1 protein-coding gene and 1 pseudogene are annotated in these 936 nt (G+C 64.7%); both read right to left on the bottom strand.

What is annotated here, in order from left to right:
• A pseudogene (locus D1641_RS18950) lies at window positions 1-379 on the bottom strand (collagen-like protein); the annotation flags it as partial.
• 13 nt (window positions 380-392) lie between these two features.
• On the bottom strand, window positions 393-936 hold a 544-nt coding region (locus D1641_RS18945; protein ID WP_160668550.1), incomplete at its 5' end, for a collagen-like triple helix repeat-containing protein.

Here is a 936-nt window from a genome sequence, read left to right as displayed (position 1 = left end):
GGCCGGCAGGACCGTCCGCTCCGGCGGCCCCGGCAGCTCCGGCAGGGCCGGTGGGACCGGCAGGGCCAGCAGGGCCGGCAGGGCCGGGAATGGTGGGGGCTTTCAAGGCCGCGCCCAGCTTGGCAGACAGCATCATCTGCTGCTCCACGATGCCGGACAGTGTGTCCTTTACGCTCTGGTTGGTCCGGAGCACCTCATCCAGCGAGGCCGCCTCATCCAGACCGGGCAGGGTCCCCAGGACGTATTGCAGCTTTTCGCCCTCGGCGTTGAGAATGTGGCTCAAGCTTAACTCCTCGGCGGCGATGGAAGCGATAATTTCGTTCAGACTCCCCTCGCGGCTCAGGGGAGGATCGTTTTTGGGAAATGTGGGCATTGACATAAAGCGTTCCTCCTTAGCTCAACCGGACGATTCTCAGGGACGCCCCCACGGGCGCGGGCAGCAGCACAGTGCCAAGGGGATTATTGAAGATCTGCAGGGAAATTTCGTCGTTATCGCTCAAGCGCAGCAGGACCTCGTTGGAAAGCCGGCTCAGGGATAATGTTGCGATCCCCCCAACAGCGGACACCTCCCTGGGCTCGCCGTTGACCAGCAGCCGGACACCGGCGGTCAGGGCCTTGTCGGTATTGAGGACATACCCGACCTGATAGACCCCGCCGGTCTTCACGGTGAACTTGGTGCTGTCCGGGCTGATGGTAATGCCCTTGCCCTTCACCTGGTTATTGGGCAGAGGCACCAGGCCATTCATGGAGATCGCGGCCGCGCCGGTGTTAACGGCATAGGCAAAATCGATGATAATGGGGCCGGTGGGGCCTGCAGGGCCGGTGGGGCCCGCAGGACCGTCCGCGCCGATCAGATCTGGTCCGGCAGGGCCTGCGGGTCCTGTCGCGCCGGTGGGGCCGGTGGGACCTGTTGGGCCGGCTGGGCCGGTGGCGCCA

Origin of the sequence: Colidextribacter sp. OB.20 (assembly GCF_009911595.1) — a bacterium.
Taxonomy (GTDB): domain Bacteria; phylum Bacillota; class Clostridia; order Oscillospirales; family Oscillospiraceae; genus Lawsonibacter.
The sequence above is the reverse complement of the archived record's forward strand: the minus strand, read 5'-3'. Positions and strand labels throughout refer to the sequence as shown.